The sequence below is a fragment of the Halobaculum litoreum genome (assembly GCF_030127125.1).
In the GTDB taxonomy this organism is placed as follows: domain Archaea; phylum Halobacteriota; class Halobacteria; order Halobacteriales; family Haloferacaceae; genus Halobaculum; species Halobaculum litoreum.
In genome coordinates this window covers 1,759,152-1,779,069 of the sequence record NZ_CP126156.1, presented here as the reverse complement: position 1 = coordinate 1,779,069, position 19,918 = coordinate 1,759,152, and the positions used below count along the sequence as shown (strand labels likewise).

The 19,918-nt window shown below is 71.8% G+C and carries 21 protein-coding genes; 13 read left to right on the top strand and 8 right to left on the bottom strand.

Going from position 1 to position 19,918, the window contains the following annotated elements; genetic code table 11:
• Positions 1 to 52: 52 nt before the first annotated feature.
• Positions 53 to 913, top strand: a complete 861-nt coding sequence (locus P0R35_RS09740) for an isocitrate lyase/PEP mutase family protein (protein WP_284012299.1) — start codon at positions 53 to 55, stop codon at positions 911 to 913.
• 58 nt (positions 914 to 971) lie between these two features.
• On the opposite strand, the gene P0R35_RS09735 is transcribed toward P0R35_RS09740, so the two are convergent.
• Both P0R35_RS09735 and P0R35_RS09730 read right to left on the bottom strand, forming a co-directional pair.
• Positions 972 to 2,501 (bottom strand): carboxypeptidase M32, encoded by a 1,530-nt coding sequence (locus P0R35_RS09735; protein WP_284012298.1) that lies wholly within the window; start codon positions 2,499 to 2,501, stop codon positions 972 to 974.
• A gap of 38 nt (positions 2,502 to 2,539) precedes the next feature.
• Positions 2,540 to 3,664, bottom strand: a complete 1,125-nt coding sequence (locus P0R35_RS09730) for a M20 family metallopeptidase (RefSeq protein ID WP_284012297.1) — start codon at positions 3,662 to 3,664, stop codon at positions 2,540 to 2,542.
• Positions 3,665 to 3,756: 92 nt separating this feature from the next.
• Between P0R35_RS09730 and P0R35_RS09725 the strand changes: the two genes are divergently transcribed.
• Positions 3,757 to 5,391, top strand: coding sequence for a GAF domain-containing sensor histidine kinase (locus P0R35_RS09725; protein WP_284012296.1), 1,635 nt, complete (start codon positions 3,757 to 3,759; stop codon positions 5,389 to 5,391).
• A gap of 68 nt (positions 5,392 to 5,459) precedes the next feature.
• Positions 5,460 to 7,355: a PINc/VapC family ATPase gene (locus P0R35_RS09720; protein WP_284012295.1), complete on the top strand. Its 1,896-nt coding sequence runs from the start codon at positions 5,460 to 5,462 to the stop codon at positions 7,353 to 7,355.
• 203 nt (positions 7,356 to 7,558) lie between these two features.
• On the opposite strand, the gene P0R35_RS09715 is transcribed toward P0R35_RS09720, so the two are convergent.
• Entirely contained in the window at positions 7,559 to 7,840 is a 282-nt protein-coding gene (locus P0R35_RS09715) for a winged helix-turn-helix transcriptional regulator (RefSeq protein ID WP_284012294.1), read from the bottom strand.
• Positions 7,841 to 7,952: 112 nt separating this feature from the next.
• Here P0R35_RS09715 and P0R35_RS09710 point away from each other — a divergent pair, with 112 nt between their 5' ends.
• Together P0R35_RS09710 and P0R35_RS09705 are read left to right on the top strand one after the other, a co-directional pair.
• On the top strand, positions 7,953 to 8,270 hold the full coding sequence (locus P0R35_RS09710) for an EMC6-like membrane protein (RefSeq protein WP_284012293.1): 318 nt from the start codon (positions 7,953 to 7,955) through the stop codon (positions 8,268 to 8,270).
• 1 nt (position 8,271) lies between these two features.
• Positions 8,272 to 10,101: a ribosome biogenesis/translation initiation ATPase RLI gene (locus tag P0R35_RS09705; RefSeq protein ID WP_284012292.1), complete on the top strand. Its 1,830-nt coding sequence runs from the start codon at positions 8,272 to 8,274 to the stop codon at positions 10,099 to 10,101.
• A gap of 172 nt (positions 10,102 to 10,273) precedes the next feature.
• Here the strand turns inward: P0R35_RS09705 and P0R35_RS09700 are convergent, their stop codons facing one another.
• Together P0R35_RS09700 and P0R35_RS09695 are read right to left on the bottom strand one after the other, a co-directional pair.
• A complete protein-coding gene (locus P0R35_RS09700; RefSeq protein ID WP_284012291.1) occupies positions 10,274 to 10,726 on the bottom strand; it encodes a ferritin-like domain-containing protein in 453 nt (150 codons plus the stop codon).
• Positions 10,727 to 10,826: 100 nt separating this feature from the next.
• Positions 10,827 to 11,348, bottom strand: a complete 522-nt coding sequence (locus P0R35_RS09695) for an archaemetzincin family Zn-dependent metalloprotease (RefSeq protein WP_284012290.1) — start codon at positions 11,346 to 11,348, stop codon at positions 10,827 to 10,829.
• Positions 11,349 to 11,475: 127 nt separating this feature from the next.
• Between P0R35_RS09695 and P0R35_RS09690 the strand changes: the two genes are divergently transcribed.
• From P0R35_RS09690 to P0R35_RS09670, 5 genes are all read left to right on the top strand, one after another.
• Positions 11,476 to 11,817, top strand: a complete 342-nt coding sequence (locus P0R35_RS09690; protein ID WP_284012289.1) for a UPF0146 family protein — start codon at positions 11,476 to 11,478, stop codon at positions 11,815 to 11,817.
• Positions 11,818 to 11,890: 73 nt separating this feature from the next.
• A complete protein-coding gene (locus P0R35_RS09685) occupies positions 11,891 to 12,757 on the top strand; it encodes a TIGR01548 family HAD-type hydrolase (RefSeq protein WP_284012288.1) in 867 nt (288 codons plus the stop codon).
• A gap of 4 nt (positions 12,758 to 12,761) precedes the next feature.
• A complete protein-coding gene (locus P0R35_RS09680; protein ID WP_284012287.1) occupies positions 12,762 to 12,998 on the top strand; it encodes a DUF7534 family protein in 237 nt (78 codons plus the stop codon).
• An 82-nt stretch (positions 12,999 to 13,080) separates the two neighbouring features.
• On the top strand, positions 13,081 to 13,749 hold the full coding sequence (gene npdG / locus P0R35_RS09675) for an NADPH-dependent F420 reductase (protein ID WP_284012286.1): 669 nt from the start codon (positions 13,081 to 13,083) through the stop codon (positions 13,747 to 13,749).
• 157 nt (positions 13,750 to 13,906) lie between these two features.
• Complete coding sequence (locus P0R35_RS09670) at positions 13,907 to 14,479, top strand: DoxX family protein (RefSeq protein WP_284012285.1); 573 nt, start codon at positions 13,907 to 13,909, stop codon at positions 14,477 to 14,479.
• 35 nt (positions 14,480 to 14,514) lie between these two features.
• On the opposite strand, the gene P0R35_RS09665 is transcribed toward P0R35_RS09670, so the two are convergent.
• The 3 genes from P0R35_RS09665 to P0R35_RS09655 form a co-directional block, all read right to left on the bottom strand.
• The gene (locus P0R35_RS09665) at positions 14,515 to 14,691 is read right to left on the bottom strand and encodes a DUF7987 family protein (RefSeq protein WP_284012284.1); all 177 of its coding nucleotides are present in this window, start codon (positions 14,689 to 14,691) and stop codon (positions 14,515 to 14,517) included.
• A 64-nt stretch (positions 14,692 to 14,755) separates the two neighbouring features.
• A complete protein-coding gene (locus tag P0R35_RS09660; protein WP_284012283.1) occupies positions 14,756 to 15,766 on the bottom strand; it encodes an NADP-dependent oxidoreductase in 1,011 nt (336 codons plus the stop codon).
• An 89-nt stretch (positions 15,767 to 15,855) separates the two neighbouring features.
• Complete coding sequence (locus P0R35_RS09655) at positions 15,856 to 17,526, bottom strand: NADH-quinone oxidoreductase subunit D (RefSeq protein ID WP_284012282.1); 1,671 nt, start codon at positions 17,524 to 17,526, stop codon at positions 15,856 to 15,858.
• A 209-nt stretch (positions 17,527 to 17,735) separates the two neighbouring features.
• Between P0R35_RS09655 and P0R35_RS09650 the strand changes: the two genes are divergently transcribed.
• The 3 genes from P0R35_RS09650 to P0R35_RS09640 all read left to right on the top strand — a co-directional run bounded on the left by P0R35_RS09650 (position 17,736) and on the right by P0R35_RS09640 (position 19,849).
• Positions 17,736 to 18,428 (top strand): helix-turn-helix domain-containing protein, encoded by a 693-nt coding sequence (locus P0R35_RS09650; RefSeq protein ID WP_284012281.1) that lies wholly within the window; start codon positions 17,736 to 17,738, stop codon positions 18,426 to 18,428.
• A 47-nt stretch (positions 18,429 to 18,475) separates the two neighbouring features.
• Positions 18,476 to 19,291 carry an SAMP-activating enzyme E1 gene (gene ubaA, locus P0R35_RS09645; RefSeq protein ID WP_284012280.1) on the top strand — a complete coding sequence of 272 codons (816 nt, stop codon included), beginning with the start codon at positions 18,476 to 18,478 and terminating at the stop codon, positions 19,289 to 19,291.
• A 117-nt stretch (positions 19,292 to 19,408) separates the two neighbouring features.
• Positions 19,409 to 19,849, top strand: coding sequence for a PaaI family thioesterase (locus P0R35_RS09640; protein WP_284012279.1), 441 nt, complete (start codon positions 19,409 to 19,411; stop codon positions 19,847 to 19,849).
• Positions 19,850 to 19,918 lie beyond the last annotated feature (69 nt).

Here is a 19,918-nt window from a genome sequence, read left to right as displayed (position 1 = left end):
GGGGGCGACGGCCGGGGCGACGTTGATGTGTCGACCCCGCGTACCCTCACGAATGGACCACGACACCCAGCGCGAGCGCGCCGAGACGCTCCGGGCGCTCCACACCGCCGGCGACGGCCCGCTCGTCCTCCCGAACGCGTGGGACGCCGGCAGCGCGGTGATCTTCGCGGACGCGGGGTTCGACGCGATCGGCACCACCAGCGCCGGCATCGCCGCCGCGCAGGGGGTGCCGGACGGCGAACACCTCTCGCGCGAGGCGATGCTGGCGGTCGTCGAGCGGATCGCGAACGCGGTGTCGGTCCCCGTCACGGCCGACATCGAGGCGGGGTACGGCGACACGCCGGCCGAGGTGGCCGACACCGTCCGAGCGACCGTCGACGCGGGCGCGGTCGGCGTCAACCTCGAGGACGGCACCGGCGATCCCGACCGGCCGCTGGCTGACACCGCCGCCCACGCCGCCGTGATCCGGGCCGCCCGCGCGGCGGCCGACGCGGCCGACGTGCCGGTCGTCGTCAACGGGCGGACGGACGTGTTCTGGCTCGGCGTCGGCGACGAGGCGACCCGACTGGAGCGCGCCGTCGAGCGGGCGAACGCGTACGCCGAGGCGGGCGCGGACTGCCTGTTCGTCCCGGGCGTGACGGACACGGAGACGATCGGCGCGCTCGTCGACCGGCTGGACGCGCCGTTGAACGTGCTGGGCGGCCCCGGCGCGCCGCCGGTCGACGCGCTCGCGGCGGCCGGCGTGGCGCGCGTCTCCGTCGGCTCGGGGCCCATGCGCGCGACGCTGGGGCTGCTCCGGGAGATCGCGGGCGAGCTGCACGACGAGGGGACGTACGGGGCGATGGCGGGCGGCATCCCGTACGGCGACCTGAAGGAACTGCTGGCGGCGGCTGCGGAACGGCGAGACGCGTAGGCGCGAAAAGCGGAGCCGGTTCAGCGGGTCGGGCGTGGCGGTCGATCCGCGCCGCCGCTCAGACGGTCGCCTCGAGGTCGTACAGGTCGCCGTACTTCGTGCGGACGTAGTCGACGAAGTAGTCGGCGGTGAAGTCCTCGCCGGTCGCCTCGCGCACCAACTCGTTCGTCTCGTAGCGCGCGCCGTGCTCGTGGACGTGCTCGCGGAGCCACGTCTGGAGCTCCTCGAAGTCGCCCTCGCGGACCTTCCCGTAGATGTTCCCGATGTCGTCCTCGGCGGCGTTGAACAGCTGGCTCGCCATCACGGAGCCCAGCGAGTACGTCGGGAAGTAGCCGAAGTTGCCGTGGCTCCAGTGGATGTCCTGCAGGCAGCCCTCGCTGTCGGTGTCCGGGCGGATGCCGAGGTACTCCTCGTACTTGTCGTTCCACACCTCGGGGACGTCCTCGACGTCGAGCTCGCCCGCGATGAGCGCCCGCTCGATCTCGAAGCGGATGACGATGTGGAGGTGGTAGGTGAGTTCGTCCGCCTCGACGCGGATGAGGTTGTCCTCGTACACCTGGTTGGCGGACTCGAACGCCTCGCGCGCCGTCGCGTCGGAGTCGAAGTACTCCGCGAACTTCGGCGTCACCAACTCCCAGAAGGCGGGCGAGCGGCCGACGTGGTTCTCCCACAGGCGCGACTGCGACTCGTGGACCGAGAGGTCGCGCGACTCGCCCAGCGGCGTGCCGAAGTGCTCCTCGGGGAGCCCGAGGTTGTAGAACGCGTGGCCGAACTCGTGGACCGTCGCCATCAGGCCGCCCAGCGGGTCCGTCTCGTCGTAGCGCGTCGTGACGCGGCAGTCGTACACGTTGCCCGAGGTGAACGGGTGCGTCGAGGGGTCGAGCCGGCCGCGGTCCCAGTCGTAGCCGAGCGTCGTGAGCACGTCCCGGGAGAGCGCCTCCTGCCCGTCCTCGGGGAACTCGCCCGAGAAGGCGTCGGTCGTCACGTCGGCGTCGCTCGCGCGGATCTCGTCGATCATCGGCACGAGCGTCTCCTTCAGCGTGTCGAGGATCTCCTCGGCGCGCTCGAGCGACAGGCACGGCTCGTAGTCCTCGAACAGCACCTCGTAGGCGTCGCGGTCGGGGTCGATGTGCTCGGCGTACTCGCGCTTCAGCTGGACCAGCTTCTCGAGGTACGGCGCGAACTGTTCGAAGTCGTCCTCGGCACGTGCCTGCTCCCACGCGCCCAGCGCCTCGGTCGAGGTCTCGGAGATCTCCTCGACCAGCTCCGTCGGCACGGCGTCGGCGCGCTCGAACTCGCGGCGCATCTCCCGGAGCTGTGCGGTCTGCTCGTCGTCGAGGTCGAGGTCCTCGCAGGCGTCGAGCAGCTCGGCGGTCTCGTCGGCCGTGAGCAGCTCGTGGCTCAGCGAGGAGAGCACCGACAGCTGCTTCGAGCGGGCGGGGGTGCCGCCCTCGGGCATCATCACCTGCTGGTCCCAGCCGAGGACGCCCGCGGCGCCCTGCACGCCGTTGATCCGTTCGAAGCGCTCCACGAGTTCCGTGTAGGCGTCGGCGGTCCCCGCGGACTCGCCGGTCGCGTCGGTAGCCATCGGGCAAGGATTGCCGCCCGGCGCCCTTCAAACGTGCGTTACGCGAACGCGCTCGCCCCCTCGGCGACCGCGCGGTAGATCCGGTAACAGCGGTCGAGCACCTCGTAGGAGACGCTCTCGGTGTCGGTGTGCGCCTCGCCGGACTCGGCGGCGCCGCAGATCACGCAGGCGGTGCCGGCGTTCGCGAGCCACCCGGCGTCGGTCGCGTGCGGCTTCACGACGTGTTCGGGCGTTCCCGTCTGCACCCCGCGGGCGGCGTCGAGCGCCGCGTCGGCGAACGCGTCGTCCGAGCACGCCATCGGCGGGAGGTCCTGCTCGACGGTCCACTCGACGCCTTCGACCGCCTCGGCGTCCGCCAACGGCGCGCGCTCGCCCGGCACCGTCCGCTCGTCCACGGTCACTTCACAGCGGTCCGGGACGACGTTCCACGCGCTGCCGCCGTCGATCTCGGTGACCGCGACGCTCCCGCGGACCGACTCGCCCATGACCGTGGTCTCCGGGAACGCCATCTCCCGGACCACGTCGACGGCGTCGCAGGCGCGGTACACCGCGTTGACGCCCTCCTCGGGGATGCTCGCGTGGGTGCTCTCGCCGCGGGCGACGAGCGTGCTCGCGCGCCGGCCCTTGTGGGCGACGACCACGTCCGTGACGCCCTCGCCGGAGTAGTTCGTCGACCCCTCGCCGACGACGGCGAACGCGGGGGCGAACCCGTCGTCGATCGCCGCGCGGGCGCCGACGCCGCCCACCTCCTCGCCGACGAAGGAGGCGAAACACAGCTCCACGCCGTCGGGGTCGGCGTCGCGCACGGCGGACATCGCGGCCGCGACGGCGCCTTTCATGTCGGCGCTCCCGCGCCCGTACAGGCGGCCGTCGCGCTCCTCGAGGACGTACCGCTCCCCGCCGTCGCCGTCTGTCTCGACCTGCGGGTCGCCCGGCGGGACGACGTCGTGGTGGCCGACGAGCGCGAGCGTGGGCGCCGCCGGGTCGCCGACGCGCCCGAAGACGTTGCCGTGGTCGTCGCGTTCGACCGTCGCGTCGGTCTCCGCCCGGAGCCACGCCTCGATGGCGTCGCCCGCGGCGGTCGGGTCGTCGTGGCTCGGCGTCGACACGAGGTCGCGCGTCAGCTCCCGCAGTCCCGGCGTCTCGACGTGGTCGGTGTCCATACTCGGGGTGGCGCCGTCGCCGGAGATAATTCCACCGTCGTGACGGGCGGCCGTACAGATCGGTTATGCGTGCCGTGCCCCTGCATGACACGATGGTCGACGGATCGCGCGACGGCTCCGCCGGAGCCGCGCTCCGCGAGTCGCTGCTGTTCGTGTTGGCGGACGCCGACTCGTTCGCCGACGCCGTCGAACGGACGCTGGCCGCGATCTGTCGGGCCGGCGAGTGGGAGTACGGGGAGGCGTGGGTCCCCGAGCCGGCGGCGGACGGCATCGACGACCCGACCGCCGAGGGCGGCGACGGGGGCACGGAACGGCTCGCGCTGGCGGCGACGTGGGCCGAGCCGGGGTACGAGGCGTTCCTCGAGGCGACGACCGCGGTGTCGTTCGGCCGCGACGAGGGGCTCGTCGGCCGCGTGTGGGCCGGCGGCGACCCCGAGTGGGTGTCCGACCTCGGTGCCGCGGACGCGCGGTTCGTCCGCGCGGACGCCGCCGCGGCCGTCGGGCTCGTGTCGGGGGTCGCGGTTCCGCTCCCGCACGCGGGCGGCGCGGAGGTGTCGGAGCTCGACCCGCTGGCGGTCCTCTGTTTCCTCACCGCGACCCCGCGGGAGGCGGACCCGACGTTCGCCTCCGCGGTCGTCGACGCCGTCGCCGAGACGGCCCGGCTGTTCGGCAAGCGCCGGGCGGCCGACGCCGCCGCCGAGGAGCGCCGGCTGCTCGACGGCGTCCTCGACGTGACGCCGTTCCCCGTCGTCGTGTACGACGCGGCCGGCGCGGTCGAGCGCGCGAACGAGGCGGCCCGCGCCGCCGTCGGACTCGACGCGGCGGGGTTGCGCGAGCGGGACCGCTTCGACGACCGCTGGGAGCTCGCCACGCCGGACGGCGAACCCCTCGGCGAGGCCGACCGCCCCGTCTCCTCGGCCCTCAGGACCGGCGAGCCGGCGGCGGCACGGCTCCGGGCGACGCTGCCGACGGGCGAGCGCCGCACGTTCGACCTCCGGGCGTCGCCGGTCGTCGGCGACGACGGCGCCGTCGAACACGTCGTCGCGGCGTTCTCCGACGTGACGGAGTCGGTCGCCCACGAGCGCGACCTGGAGGCGCGCAACGACGCGCTCGGCGAGTTCGCCTCCGTCGTCAGCCACGACCTCCGCAACCCGCTGGCGGTCGTGCGGGGGTACGTCGACCTCGCCCGCGAGACCGGCGAGGTCGGCCACCTCGGGCCGGCGAGCGAGGCGGTCGACCGGATGGACGACCTGATCCGGTCGCTGTTGCTGCTCGCGCGCAGCGGTCGCGCGGTCGGCGAGTCGCGTCCCGTCGCCCTCGCCGACGCGGTCGCCGAGGCGTGGGCGACCGTCGACTCGGGCGCGGCCACGCTCGTCGTCGCCGACGACCTCCCGACGGTCGAGGCGGACCCGGTCCGGTTCGGGCAACTGCTGGAGAACCTCCTCGCGAACGCCGTCTCCCACGCCGGGCGCGCCCCCGCCGTCCGCGTCGAGGCGCTGGCCGACGGGGCGGGGTTCGCCGTCGCCGACGACGGGCCGGGTATCGACCCCGACCGCCGGGAGGCGGTGTTCGACCCCGGCCACAGCACCGGCGGCGACGGGGCGGGATTGGGGCTGACCCTCGTCCGCACGGTCGCCGAGGCGCACGGCTGGCACGTCGCCGCCACGGGCGGGGTCGCGGGCGGCGCGCGCTTCGAGGTCCGCACGGACCGGTCCGAGACCGCCTGACGACCCGCCGCCGCGAGCCGCCGACCGCAGGCAAGCAGTCTTAAACGGCTCCCGGTCGGAAGGCGGGTATGAACGTCGTGCCGGACACGAGCGCGGTCATCGACGGCCGCGTGTCGGAGCGCGTCGCAGACGGCGACTACCAGGGGGCGACCGTCTACGTCCCCGAGGCGGTCGTCGGCGAGTTGGAGGCGCAGGCGAACGCCGGCCGCGACACCGGCTGGGACGGGATCGGCGAACTCCAGCGGATCGCGGAACTGGCCGACGAGGGCGCGATCACCGCCGAGTTCGTCGGTCGCCGCCCCACCGTCGCCGAACAGGAGGGCGCCGGCGAGGGCGACATCGACGCGCTGATCCGCGACCTGGCGGTCGAGCACGACGCCGTGCTCCTCACCTCGGACTTCGTGCAGGCGGAGGCCGGCAAGGCGACCGGGCTGGAGGTCGCGTACGTCGAGCCGGTCCCCCGCGACGTCGCCGAGGACGACGGCCTCGACATCGAGCGGTTCTTCACCGACGACACGATGTCCGTCCACCTCAAGACGGGCACCCACCCGAAGGCGAAGCGGGGCGACATCACGGACCTGCGGTACGTCCGCATCGACGAGGTCGACGGGCCGAGCGACGAGGCGCAGATGGCCGCGTGGGCCGACGAGATCGAGGCGACCGCCCGCGCGTCGAACCAGGGGTTCATCGAGCTGTCCGAGCCGGGAATGACGATCGTCCAGTACCGGAACTACCGGATCGCGGTCGCCCGGCCGCCGTTCGCGGACGCCATCGAGATCACGGCGGTGCGGCCGATCGCGAAGACCACGCTCGACGACTACGAGTTCGCCGACGAGTTGCGCGACCGCTTCACGGAACGCCAGCGCGGCGTCCTCATCGCGGGGGCGCCCGGCGCCGGGAAGTCGACGTTCGCGCAGGCGGTCGCGGAGTTCCTCAACGACAACGACTACGCGGTGAAGACGATGGAGAAGCCGCGCGACCTGCAGGTCAGCGACGAGATCACCCAGTACACGGCGCTGGGCGGCGACATGGCGAACACCGCCGACTCGCTGCTGCTCGTCCGGCCGGACTACACCATCTACGACGAGGTGCGCAAGACCCACGACTTCGAGGTGTTCGCGGACATGCGCCTCGCGGGCGTCGGCATGGTCGGCGTCACCCACGCGACCCGCGCGATCGACGCGCTCCAGCGGCTCGTCGGCCGCGTCGAACTCGGCATGATCCCGCAGGTCGTCGACACCGTCGTGTTCATCGAGGCCGGCGCGGTCGACACCGTGTACGACGTGACGACGCAGGTGAAGGTGCCCGAGGGCCTGACCGCCGAGGACCTCTCGCGGCCCGTGATCCAGGTCGTCGACTTCGAGACCGGCACGCCCGAGTACGAGATCTACACCTTCAACAACCAGGTGGTGACGGTGCCGCTCGACGGCGCCGACGGCGGCAGCGGCGACACCGGCATCGGTCGGATCGCCAAACAGGAGATCGAACGGGAGATCCGCTCGGTCGCCCGCGGCCACGTCGACGTCGAACTGCAGGGACAGAACGACGCCGTCGTCTACGTCGAGGAGGACGACATCAGCTACGTGATCGGGAAGGGCGGCGGCCGGATCACCGACATCGAGAACCGCCTCGGCATCGACATCGACGTGCGCACCCACGCCGACCGGTCCGGCGGGGCGGGCGGTACGGGCGCCGCGGGCGGTGGCTCCGCCGGCGCCGGCGCGGCGTCGACGCCGAAGCCGCAGGGGGAGGTCGTCCAGCCCGAGATCACCAGTCGCCACGTCGTGATCCGGATGGACGAGCACGTCGGCGAGACCGTCGAGGTCCGCGCCAACGACGAGTACCTGTTCACGGCGACCGTCGGTCGCGGCGGCGACATCCAGGTGTCACGGGGGAGCGCCATCGCCGAGGAACTGGAGGACGCCATCGACCGCAAGCAGACGATCACCGTCGTCCCCGCGTAGGCGTCGCTTGCGGGTGGAGTCGTGAGGCGAACACCGGGTCCCGGCCACGCACGCGCCGCCGGGACCCGGACGTTCGCGGGACGGCGCGCGGTCGTCGTCACCGCACGAGCCGTGTGCCCGCGCTATCGGTGTTCAACGTTCGCAGCCGTCGCTCCGGGATGGGAACACGGAGAGACGCGTCGCAGGACCGTCCGGCTACCGGGTCACTCGGCGCAGGTCGCTTCCCGGCCGCCGTCGACCTCGGCGTTCTGGGGGCCCGTGAGCTGGTAGAGGTTCTGTCGGGCGTCGGCGAAGTAGACGTCCTCGTCGACGATCCCGATGTTCTCGAGCCGTTCGAGCGCGTACCGCACCGTCCGCGCGGAGAGCATCGACTCCTCGACGATCCCCTTCTGGGTCAGCGGGCCGTTGTACTCCAGTACCTTGAACACGAGTTTGGCGCTGGGCGGCAGGTCGTCGAGGGAGTCCTCGTCGTCGGTTCCGGCCATCGTTACGAATCGAAACATCCCACCGTGATAAAGATTCACGGAACACTGTTCGGGTCGCGCCTCGCATCGGCCAAGCGAACCCCTTTTGTCGCCGGCTGGCGGAGCAACGGCCATGGCTACGGAAACAGCTTCGGGGCTCTCCGACCACCTCCGCGGGGTGACCGTCACCACCGTGGCGTGTCTCTCGGGGATCGCCGCGGCGCTCGTCTCCGCGTACCTCCCGTTCCTCGGGACGACGCCCGCGGCGGCGACCGACCGGCTCGCGCTGCTGGTCGTCGCGGCGTTCGTCTTCCTACAGATCCCCCTGCTGAAACTGCTCGGGGTCAAGGTCGAGGAGTTCGGGATCAAGGACAACCTCTACGTGGCGTTCATGACATTCACGCTGTGGTTCATCGCCTACGGCGTCATCCTCTCGGCGAACCTCGCGTAAGATGGCGGACGACAGCATCGCGGTCGTCGACCTCGATCGGTGTTCGCCCGACCGGTGCAACTACGAGTGTGCGAACTTCTGTCCCCCCAACCGAACGGGGAAGGACTGCATCGTCGAGCGCGGCGACCACTACGCGGAGGACGAACCGTACGACGGCGGCCCGGACCAGGTGTGGATCTCCGAGGAGATCTGTCTCGGCGAGACGTGCGGCATCTGCGTCGAGAAGTGCCCGTTCGACGCCATCGAGATCATCAACCTCCCCTCGGAACTGGAGAACGCGCCCGTCCACCGCTACGGCGACAACGCCTTCGCGCTGTACGGCCTCCCGGTGCCGGAGCCGGGCAACGTGACCGGCATCCTCGGCCCCAACGGGATCGGGAAGTCGACGGCGGTGAAGATGCTCTCCGGGGAGTTGACGCCGAACCTCGGCGCACACGCCGACGAGGCGAACTGGGACGCCGTGCTGGAGCGGTTCAAGGGGACCGAACTCCAGAACTACGTCGAGCGCGTCATCGGGGGCGACGTCGAGGTGGCCCGCAAGCCGCAGTACGTCGACCAGATCCCCAAGCAGTTCGACGGCAACACCCGCGAGTTGCTGGAGCGCACCGACGAGCGGGGCGTCCTCGACGACCTCGTCGAGCGGCTCTCCATCGGCCCGGTGATGGACCAGGACATCGACTCCATCTCCGGCGGGGAGCTCCAGCGGGTCGCGCTGGCGGCGACGCTCGCGCGCGACGCGGACTTCTACTTCCTCGACGAGATCACGCCGTACCTCGACATCGGCCAGCGGATGACCGCCGCGCGGCTCATCCGCGACCTCGCCGACGACGGCGAGCGCTCGATGATGGTCGTCGAGCACGACCTCGCGATCCTCGATCTGCTGGCGGACACGCTCCACGTCACGTACGGCGAGCCCGGGGCGTACGGTGTCGTCACGGACCCCAAGTCCACCCGCAACGGCATCAACGAGTACCTGAAGGGGTACCTCGACAACGAGAACATGCGGATCCGCCCGAACGCCATCACCTTCGACGAGCACGCGCCCCGCGAGGCGACGCGCTCGCAGGTGCTGTTCGAGTACCCGGATCTGGTGAAGTCGTACGGCGACGGCGAGTTCTCCCTGCGGGTCGAGGGCGGCGCCGTCCACGAGTCGGAGGTCCTCGGCATCGTCGGCCCGAACGGGATCGGGAAGTCGACGATGGCGAAGCTGTTCGCCGGGCAGTTGGAGCCCGACGAGGGCGAACTTGACGTGAAGCTGGACATCGCGTACAAGCCGCAGTACATCGAGATCGACCAGCCGATGCGCGTCGACGCGTTCCTCTCGTCGATCACCGACGACTTCGGCTCCTCCTACTGGGACACCGAGGTGGCGCGGCCGCTCCAGCTCAACCGGATCATGGAGCAGAACCTCACCGACCTCTCGGGCGGTGAGCGCCAGCGCGTCGCCGTCGCGGCGTGTCTCTCGAAGGACGCCGACCTCTACCTGCTCGACGAGCCGTCGGCCCACCTCGACGTCGAACAGCGCGTGCAGGCGACGACCGCCATCCGGCGGTACGCCGAGAACCACGACGCGACGGTGATGGTCATCGACCACGACATCTACATGATCGACCTGCTGGCCGACCGCCTGATGGTGTTCGACGGCGAGCCCGCCGTCGAGGGGCACGCCACCCAGCCGCAGGCGATGCGCGCCGGGATGAACGACTTCCTCGGCGACCTCGACATCACGTTCCGGCGCGACGAGCGGACGGGGCGCCCGCGCATCAACAAGCCCGGCTCGCAGCTGGACCGCCAGCAGAAGTCCGACGGCGAGTACTACTACACCGGGTAGCTCGCTGCGCCGCCGCCGCGGCGGCGCCTCCGAGTGTCCCGCGTTCGTCCGACCGCGAACCCGCTCGGGACCCGGTTCGGCCCGACCGGGCTCCCTCGACGACCCGGTGGGTGGGTGTCGCGGGTCGGGCGGCGAGAGAACGAAGCCGGACGGTCGCGGCGACCGACGCGACTCAGTCGCGCTTGTACTCCTTGCGGTACCCCTTGAACTCCGTGCGGTGGGCCTCCTCGTCGGCGAGGATCGTCACCGCGAGGTCCTCCGTCACGGGGTCGTCGGCCTCCTCGGCGGCGTTGATGATCGCACGGTACGTCGAGATGGCGTCCTCCTCGGCGTCGATGACCCCGTCGATCACCGACAGCACGTCCGTGGAGTCCTCCGGCGGCTGGAGCGAGTGTTGGCTCGCGGTGAACTCCTCGGAGCCCGGCGGGCGCGCGTCGAGCTGTTTCAGTCGGTTGCCGAGCTGTTCGGCGTGGGTCAGTTCCTCCTGGATGTCGGCCTGGAGGCTCTCTTTGATCTCTTCGGCGCGGACGCCGTCGAGGACGATCGCGTTCGTCTGGTAGTTCATCACCGTCTCCATCTCGTCGGCGTACGCCTTGCGCAGCAGGTCGACGACTTCCTCGGACATAACGAGTCTGTGTCGTCGCCGCGCGAACATATACCTGTCCGCCGGAGCGAGGTCGCGAGAAGGAACCGGATCGACGGCCGCCGACGCGCCGCGGTCGGCCTTACAGGTACTGCCGGGCGCAGGTGCCACAGAGGTGTTCCTCCTTCACGTCCACCTCGCGGACGGTCGGGGAGAACGACATCACGCACTTGCTGTTGTCGCAGTGTTCGAGGCCGAGGGTGTGCCCGATCTCGTGGACGATCTCCTTGCGGACGCGGTCGGCGAACACTTCGGTGGAGGGCTTCGTGGAGACGCCGCCGTCGGAGGAGGTCTGCAGCCGGTAGGTGGAGACGACAGAGCCGTTGCCGTTGAGGTACGCGAGGCCGAACACGTAGTTGCGCCGCCGGTAGTAGAGGTCCTGCGGGGTGATCCCGATGTTCTTCTCGCCGCTGCCGACCCGGGACACCAGCTCGATGAACTGTTCCGCCCGGTACTGGTTTCGGCTGCGGTCGTACGCGCCCTCGGGGATCGACTGCTCGTCGTGGACCGTCACGTCGCAGTCGTACACCGAGCGGAGCCCGGCCGACGCCTCCCGCTTCACCTGCGCGGAGACGTCCCCGATGGGCACGATGTCGACAAGCATGGACGTGCTTATGACGGGTGCCACCATAAGTTACCCGCCCGTGTCTGACGCCCGACGCGCCGCTATCGCCCGGAAACTCGGCGGATTCGCCCGGCTGTGCGAGGTCGGAATCGGCCGGCGATCCGAGGTGGCCGCGGCGCTCGCGACGGCGGGTCGCGACGTGACCGCGACCGACGTGGTCGCCCGCGACGTCCCGGCGGGGGTGGGGTTCGTCCGCGACGACCTCGTCGCGGCGGCCGCCCGCGAGGACCCCGGCGACGCCTACCGTGCCGACTGCGTGTACGCGCTGAACGTCCCCCCGGAACTCCACCGGCCCCTCGCGACCGTCGCGCGCCGCGTCGACGCCGCCTGCTGTTTCACGACGCTCGGGAGCGACCCGCCCGCGGTCGACGCCACGCCGCTTGCGCTCGACGGCGGCGACACGCTGTACGTGGTTCGCGACCCCGGCGGCGCGGTGGTCGACCGCTGACCCGTCCGTGCCCGGCGCCCGCCGTCGACCCGGAGTCGCAACGCCCATACGCCGCCCCCGCCCCTCCCCATCCATGCGAGTCGACACGGTCGTGTTGGACGTGGACGGTGTGCTCGTCGACGTGGCCGATTCCTACCGACGGGCGGTCGTCGAGAGCGTCGAGCGTCGCCACGGCGACACCCTCGCGCGCGGGGACCTCCAGGCGTTCAAGGACGCCGGCGGCTTCAACAACGACTGGGAACTGTCGGACGCGGTCGCGCTGTACGTCCTCGCCAGCGAGCGCGGCCTCGACGCCGACGTCGCGGCGTTCACCGACGCCATCGCCGCCCACGGCACGGGGCTCGACGGCGCCCGCGCGGCGATCCGCGACGCCCTCGGCGACGAGGCCGCCGCCGCGGTCGAGGCCGCGTGGGACCCCGCCGCCCTGCGCGAGACGTTCCAGGCGCTGTACCTCGGGAGCGACCTGTACCGCGACATCGAGGGGGGCGACCCGCCGTTCGAGGCGCCCGGCTTCATCCACGACGAGCCGACGATCCTGACCGCGGAGACGGCCGCGGCGCTGACCGACCGCTACCCGGTGTGCGTCCTCACGGGCCGCCCGTCCGCGGAGGCGGACATCGCCTTGGAGCGGGTCGGCCTCGACGTCGCCGCCGACCGTCGGTTCACGATGGACGACTGGGCGCACGGCAAGCCCCACCCGCAGGCGCTGGTGACGCTGGCCGAACGCACCGACGCCGACACGGTCGCGTTCGTCGGCGACACCCTCGACGACGTGCGCACCGCCGTCAACGCCGACGAGGCCGACGACGGGACCGCCTACTACGGGGTCGGCGTCCTCACGGGCGGGCTCACCGGCGACGAGGGGCGCGCGAAGTACGCCGAGGCGGGCGCGAGCGCGGTCGTCGACAGCGTGAACGACCTGCCGGCCCTGCTGGAGTGAGCCGATGAGCGACGCGGGTGACACGGGCGAGCCCGGCGGGCCGGCGACCGACCGCCGGGCGAAACTCGCTCGGGTCGTCCAGTTCCTCACGTTCGTCGCGCTGCTCGACCTGCTGGCGCTCGCGCTGGCGACGGAGTTCGTGCCGCCGGACCGCCTCACGCTGGCGATCACGGTCGGGCCGATGCTGTTGACCTCGCCGGTGCTGGCGTACTGGTTCGTGTACAAGCGGGCGGGCGCGTAGCCCCCGCCGCGTCCCCGCGAGGACGACGGCATGTGCGGCCGGTCACACAACGCTTACCGCCGGCCCGCCCGCAGTCGCGTCCGTGCGAATCGCGCTACTGGGCGGCACCGGCGACATCGGCGAGGGGCTCGCCGTGCGCTGGGGCCGCGACACGGACCACGAACTGCTCGTCGGCTCCCGGGACCCCGAGAAGGCCCGCGCGGCCGCGGACGACTACACGGCGACGGTCGCCGACGCCGGCGGCGACGCGACGATCAAGGGCTTCGACAACGCCATGGCCGCCGACCGCGCCGACGTGGTCGTGCTCGCGGTCCCCCCGTACCACGTCGCCGACACGGTCGCGGCGGTCGCCGACAACCTCGCCGCCGACGACGTGGTCGTCACGCCGGCCGCGGGGATGAAACGCGACGAGGACGGCTTCCACTACAACCCGCCCGGCGTCGGGAGCGTGACGGCGCTCGTGCGCGACGCGGTGCCCGACGCGGTGCCGGTCGTCGGCGCGTTCCACAACCTCGCGGCGGGGCGGCTCGCGGACCTCTCGCGGGACCTCGGCATCGACACGCTCGTCGTCGCCGACGACGACGACGCGGCGGCGACCGTCTCGCGGCTGGCCGAGGAGATCGAGGGGCTCCGCGCGCTGTCGGCCGGCGGCCTCGCCAACGCCGCGGAGGTGGAGTCGTTGACCCCGCTGTTGGTCAACGTGGCGTGGCACAACGACGACCTCCACGACCTGGGCGTCAGGTTCGAGTAGCCTCCGGGGGTCGGCGAGCCGTGCCGACCGCCGGCGGCCGGGACGGCCGCGAGCGCGCCGGGGGCCGCGGGCCGATATGAACCGTGTGTTGGTTCCCCCGCCGTGGGGGTCGGCCATCAGATTCAAGATGGATTTTCGTGTCCTCTCGAGCGACGCAATGTCAACCAGAACGACACTCAACACGGAACTGTTCGGCCGACAAGTGGAGTTCGGCTACTCCGAGACGTGGGTCGGCTACGCGCTGTTCATCCTGCGCGTGGTGATGGGGTGGACCCTGTTCCAGGGCGGCGTGACGAAGCTCGTGACGTACCTCGACGCCGACCCGTCGAACGACTGGACCGCGGCGGGGTTCCTCGCGAACGCCATCCCGCCCGGGAACCCGTTCGCGGACGTGTTCGCCGCGATGGCCGGGAACCCCGTCATCGACATGCTCAACATGTGGGGGCTGACGCTCACGGGGTTGGCGTTGATCCTCGGCGCGTTCGTCCGCTGGAGCGCCTTCTGGGGCGCCGTGATGATGCTGTTCTACTGGGCGGCGTCGCTCACGGGCGGACTGCTCGCGGGGCTGCCGGTGGCCCACGGCTGGGTCGTCGACGACCACCTCGTGTACGCCGCGCTGCTGTTCGGCCTCGGCGCGTTCGGCGCGGGCCGGATCCTCGGGCTCGACGCCTACCTCGAGAACATGGAGTTCGTCAAGCAGAACCGCTGGCTGTCGTACGTCCTCGGGTAGCGACGACGGTCGCGTCCCGGCCGGTCGTTTCGGACTCACTCCGCGGACCGATCCAGAGAGCCGTTGATCGCGAGCGGCAGGAGGACGCCGACGCCGACGACGATCGCCCCGCCGACCCACGCCGGTTGGGGGGCGACCTCGGCGGTCACGAACAGGAGGACGACCGCGGCCGCGATGCAGACGGCGATGACGCTGTTCTCGCGGGAGACCATCGCCCGAACCTGTCGTCCACGCGAACAAAACCGCTTCGGGGGGCGACGACCGAACCGTTCGCGGCTACTCGCTCGGCTCCGCGACCTTCACGACCTGCTTCCCGACGTTGTCGCCCTCGAACAGCCCGAGGAACGCCTCCGGCGCCTGCGCGAGCCCCTCGGTGACGGTCTCGCGGTACTGGAGGTCGCCGCCGGCGACGAGCGAGCCGAGGTGCTGGGTCGCTTCGGCGAACCGCGGCGCGAAGTCGCGCACGAGCAGGCCCTGCACGGTGGCGCGCGTCTGGATGAGCGTCCCGAGCTTCCGGGGGCCCATCGGGAGTTCCTCGTCGTTGTACAGCGCGATCTGCCCGCAGACGGCGACGCGGGCGTCGACGTTCAGGCGCCCCCAGACGGCGTCCGTGACGGGCCCGCCGACGTTGTCGAAGTACACGTCGACGCCGTCGGCGACCGCGTCGAGGCGCGCGCCCACGTCCTCGTCCTTGTAGTTGATCGCGGCGGTGAAGCCCAGATCCTCGGTGAGCCACTCGCACTTCTCGTCGGAGCCGGCGATGCCGACGACGTTCGCGCCCTGCAGCTCGCCGAGTTGCCCGACGACGGAGCCGACCGCGCCCGCGGCGCCGGAGACGACCATCCAGTCGTCGGCGCGGGGTTCGGCGACCTCGCGGGTGCCGAAGTACGCCGTGCGGCCGGGCATCCCGAGCACGCCCAGCGCCGTCGACACGGGGAGCGCGCCGGTGTCGACGGGCGTCAGGTCCGACCCGTCGGCGGTGGCGTACTCGGCCCACGGCAGCTCCGCGACGACGGTCTGCCCCGGCTCGACCCCGGCGCCGTTGGACTCGACGACCTCGGCGACGACGCCGCCCATGAGGGGGTCGCCCACCTCCCACGGCTCGGCGTACGACTCGCCGGCGCGCATCCGGTCGCGCATGTACGGGTCGACCGAGAGGTACAGCGTGCGGACGAGCGCCTCGCCCGGGGCGGGGTCGGGGCGGTCGACCTCGCGGAGGTCGAACGTCTCCTCGTCGGGCACGCCCTCGGGTCGCTGTGCGAGATGGAAACGGCGGTTGTCGGCCATCGGCGGGACGAGGGTCGCCCGCCGCATGACGCTTCGGGAACGGGCGACGACGCGCCGGCGGTTTCCGGCGTCGCCCGGCCCCGACCGACCTACCGGTCGACCTCGCCCATGATCGTGTCGAGACTCCCGAGCGTGGCGATGAGGTCGGGCACGTGCTCGCCCTCGGCCATCTCCGGGAGCGCCTGCAGGTTCGAGAACGACGGGCCGCGGATCTTGAACCGCGCCGGCGTGTCGGTGCCGTCCGCGCGGACGTAGATGCCGAGTTCGCCCTTCGCAGCCTCGACGGCGGTGTACACCTCGGTGTCGTCGTCGGGTTTGATCGTCCGCGGGACGTTCGACTGCACCGTCCGGTCGTCCGCGGGCCACTCCTCCAGCAAGTCGACGCACTGCTCGACGATCCGGGCGGACTCCTCCAGCTCCCGGAGCCGGACCTGCAGTCGCGCGAAGTTGTCGCCCGCCGACGCGGTGACGACGCTCCAGTCGAGCTCGTCGTAGTAGCCGTACGGGTCGTCGCGACGCAGGTCGTAGTCGACGCCGGAGCCGCGGGCGACCGGCCCGGTGCAGCCGTAGTCTCTCGCGACCTCCGGCGCCAGCACGCCGGTGTCGACCGTCCGCAGTTGGATGATCTCGTTGCCCGTGAGCAGGTCGTGGAACTCCGCGAGCCGACGCGGGAAGCCGTCGAGGAAGTCGCGGGTTTTCTCGAAGAACTCCTCGCGCGGTTCGGGCAGGTCCCACGCGACGCCGCCGAGGCGGAAGTAGTTGAACATCAGCCGCTGGCCCGTCAGGTCCTCCAAGAGGTTCTGGACCGTCTCGCGCTCGGTGATGGCGTACATGAACGTCGCGGTGAAGTCGCCGGCGACGTCGAGCGCGTACGCGCCGACCGCCAGCAGGTGCGAGAGGATCCGCGACAGCTCCGCGCTCATCGTCCGGACGACCTGCGCGTACTCGGGCACGTCGATGTCGGCCAGCGTCTCGGCGACGCGGGCGTACGCCCACTCGTTCAGGATGCCGCCGCCGCCCCAGTCCCAGCGGTCGGGGTACGGCATGATCTGGTGGCGGTACGTGCCGTTCTGACACATCTGTTCCTCGCAGCGGTGGATGTACCCGATGTCGGGGTCCACGTCCGCGACCCGCTCGCCGTCCAGCGTCGCCTCCAGATGCATCACGCCGTGGGTCGCGGGGTGGTGGGGGCCGATGTTGAGCATCATCGTGTCCGTCCCCCCCTCGTGCCTCGTGTCCGGTTCCAACGGGTTGGCGTGCTCGCGCAGCGTGACCACCTGCGGGCGGTCCTGCTCGTAGTCGAGCGAGAGCGGGTGGCCCTGCCACGTCTCGGGCAGGAGGATCCGACGCAGGTCCGGGTGGTCGTCGTACTCGATGCCGATCAGGTCGTACGCCTCCCGTTCGTGCCAACCGGCGGTGCTGAACACGGGTGCGCCCGATTCGCTGACCGGGGCGTCCGTGTCGGCGGGGACGACGACGCTCACCTCGTCGGTGGGGTCGTCGTACGTCTTCAGGTGGTAGATCGACTCGTAGCGCCCCTCGTACTCCTGGGCGGTGACACACGAGAGGTGGTCGTAGCCGGCCTCCTCTTTCAGCGCGGAGAGCACGTCCTGCACGGCGTCGGGGCGGACGACGAAGCCGGGCGCGTTCAGGTGCTCCTCGCGGCCGATCGCGCGGTCGCCGAGCAGGCTCGCGAGGTCGGTCGCGCGGTCCGGCTGGTCCTCGTCGTCGTGTCGGTCCGTCGGCGTCTGTGTACTCATGGTGGGGGAACCGACCGGCCGCGTCGTCGGAGCGGCCGCCGGGGGCGCGTCGCGGCGGCGAGCCGCGAGCGAGCGTCGGCGGGGAGCGAGCGTCGCGACCGCGGTCGGCACGACCGGTCGGGCGTGTTCGGAGGTGCGGCCAGGTGCTCCGAGGTCGTTTCGCCGCACATCTGGGACGCTTTTTGTTGGGGGGGCGGACACGTACGCACGTGAAGACGCTCGCGCTCCGCCTCGACCCCGACGAGGAGACGACGCACCCGATGCACAGGTTCGTCGCCGAGCACCCGGCGTTCGGGCCGACGCGGCTGCTCCAGTGGAACCCGCGCGTCGGCGAGACGAACGTGCTGTTGTTCCACGTCGACGGGCCACCCGAGCCGTTCCTGCCGGCGCTCGACGGCGTGGACACCGCGGAGGTGGTCGCCAGCGACGCGGACGGCGACGCCGAGGACGGCTTCTACCTCTACGTCCGCGAGCGCCTGACCGACCGCGACCGCGGACTGGTGGCGGCGTTCGCGGGCGAGAACGTCGTCGTCGTTCCGCCGGTCGTGTACGACACCGACGGGTCGATGCGGTTCTCGCTCGTCGGCACGGCGGCCGCGATCCGACGGTCCCTCGACGGCGTCCCCGACGGCGTCGACGCCTCGGTCCGCCGGATCCGCAGCGGCGCGGGCGGCGCCGTCCGACCGGACGCGAGGCTCACCGACCGCCAACGGGAGGTGCTCGCCGCCGCCGCCGACCTCGGCTACTACGAGGAGCCGCGCGGGGCGACGGTCGCGGACGTGGCCGACCGGGTCGGGTGTGCGCCCAGTACCGCCGCCGAGCACGTCCGCCGCGCGGAGGCGGCGCTGGTCCGCGACGCACTGGACGGCGCCGGCGAGGCCGCCGCCGACGGGGACCGGTAGCGCACGGCGGCAGGGCGCTTATACGGACACACTGGGTAGGCTGGAGTATGACCGGACTCTCGCTCGACGCGACCCAACTCGACCGCTACTCCCGGCACATCATCCTGGAGGAGGTCGGGCCCGCGGGCCAGCAGGCGCTGCTCGAGGGGTCGGCGCTCGTCGTCGGCGCGGGCGGCCTCGGCTCGCCGGCGATCCAGTACCTCGCCGCGGCGGGCGTCGGCCGCATCGGCGTCGCCGACGACGACGCCGTGGAGCGCTCGAACCTCCAGCGACAGATCATCCACGCCGACGCCGACGTGGGCAAGCCGAAGGCCGTCTCCGCCGCCGAGTACGTCGAGCGCCTCAACCCGGACGTGGACGTGGACGTCCACGAGACGCGCGTCGAACCGCACAACGCCGAGGCGCTGATCGCCGACTACGACGTGGTCGTCGACGCCTCCGACAACTTCGGCACCCGGTACCTCGTCAACGACGTGGCCCGGCTGACGGACACGCCGGTCGCGCACGGCTCCATCTACAAGTTCGAGGGGCAGGCGACGACGCTCGTCCCGGGCGGGCCCTGCTACCGCTGTCTGTTCCCCGAGGCGCCCGAACCGGGCGAGGTCCCCGACTGTGCGACGACGGGCGTGCTCGGCGTCCTCCCCGGGACGGTCGGGTGCGTGCAGGCGACCGAGGCGGTGAAGCTCCTGCTCGAGGCCGGCGAGGTGCTCGACGGGCGGCTCCTCTTCTACGACGCGATGGACATGACGTTCGAGACGGTGCCGTACCGACAGAACCCGGACTGTCCGGTGTGCGGCGACGACCCGATCGAGTCGATCGAGGGGATCGACTACGCCGCCGGCTGCGGCATCTCCGCCGACTGAGTCGGCGGGGGCGACGCCGCCCCGGCGCCCGCCCGCGACGGGTCGGTCCGCTTTTGGACTCCGGTCGTGACCCACCGGTATGCACGCGTACGTCCGAGTCGACGGCGGGGTGGCGCGGTGAGCGTCGCCGACCTGCTCAACGGGATGCCGTTCGCCGACCACATGGGACTGGAGGTCGTCGAGGCGGCCGAGGGCCGCGCGGTCGTGGAACTCCCCATGCGCGACGAGCTGTCGTCGGTGCCGGGGCGGTCCATCGCCCACGGGGGCGTCACGTACGCGCTTGCCGACACCGCGGCCGGCGCGGCGGTCATCTCGCTGCACTTCAAGCCGACCCCGACCGTCGACATGCGGATGGACTACCTCGCGCCCGCGACGACCGACCTGCGGGCGGAGGCGGAGGTCGTCCGCGACGGCGCCAGCGTCGCGAGCGCCGAGGTGCGCATCGAGGACGCCGACGGCACGCACGTGGCCGACGCCCGCGGGACGTTCAAGACCGGCGGCGGCGACGACGGCGGCGCGTGGGGCGTCACGCCGGGCGACGGCTCGCTGACCGAGTAGCCGGCGACGGCGCCCCACGCGCCGCCACGGGACCCGCGGTATCGACCGTCCCGGGGTTCTTCCCGAAAG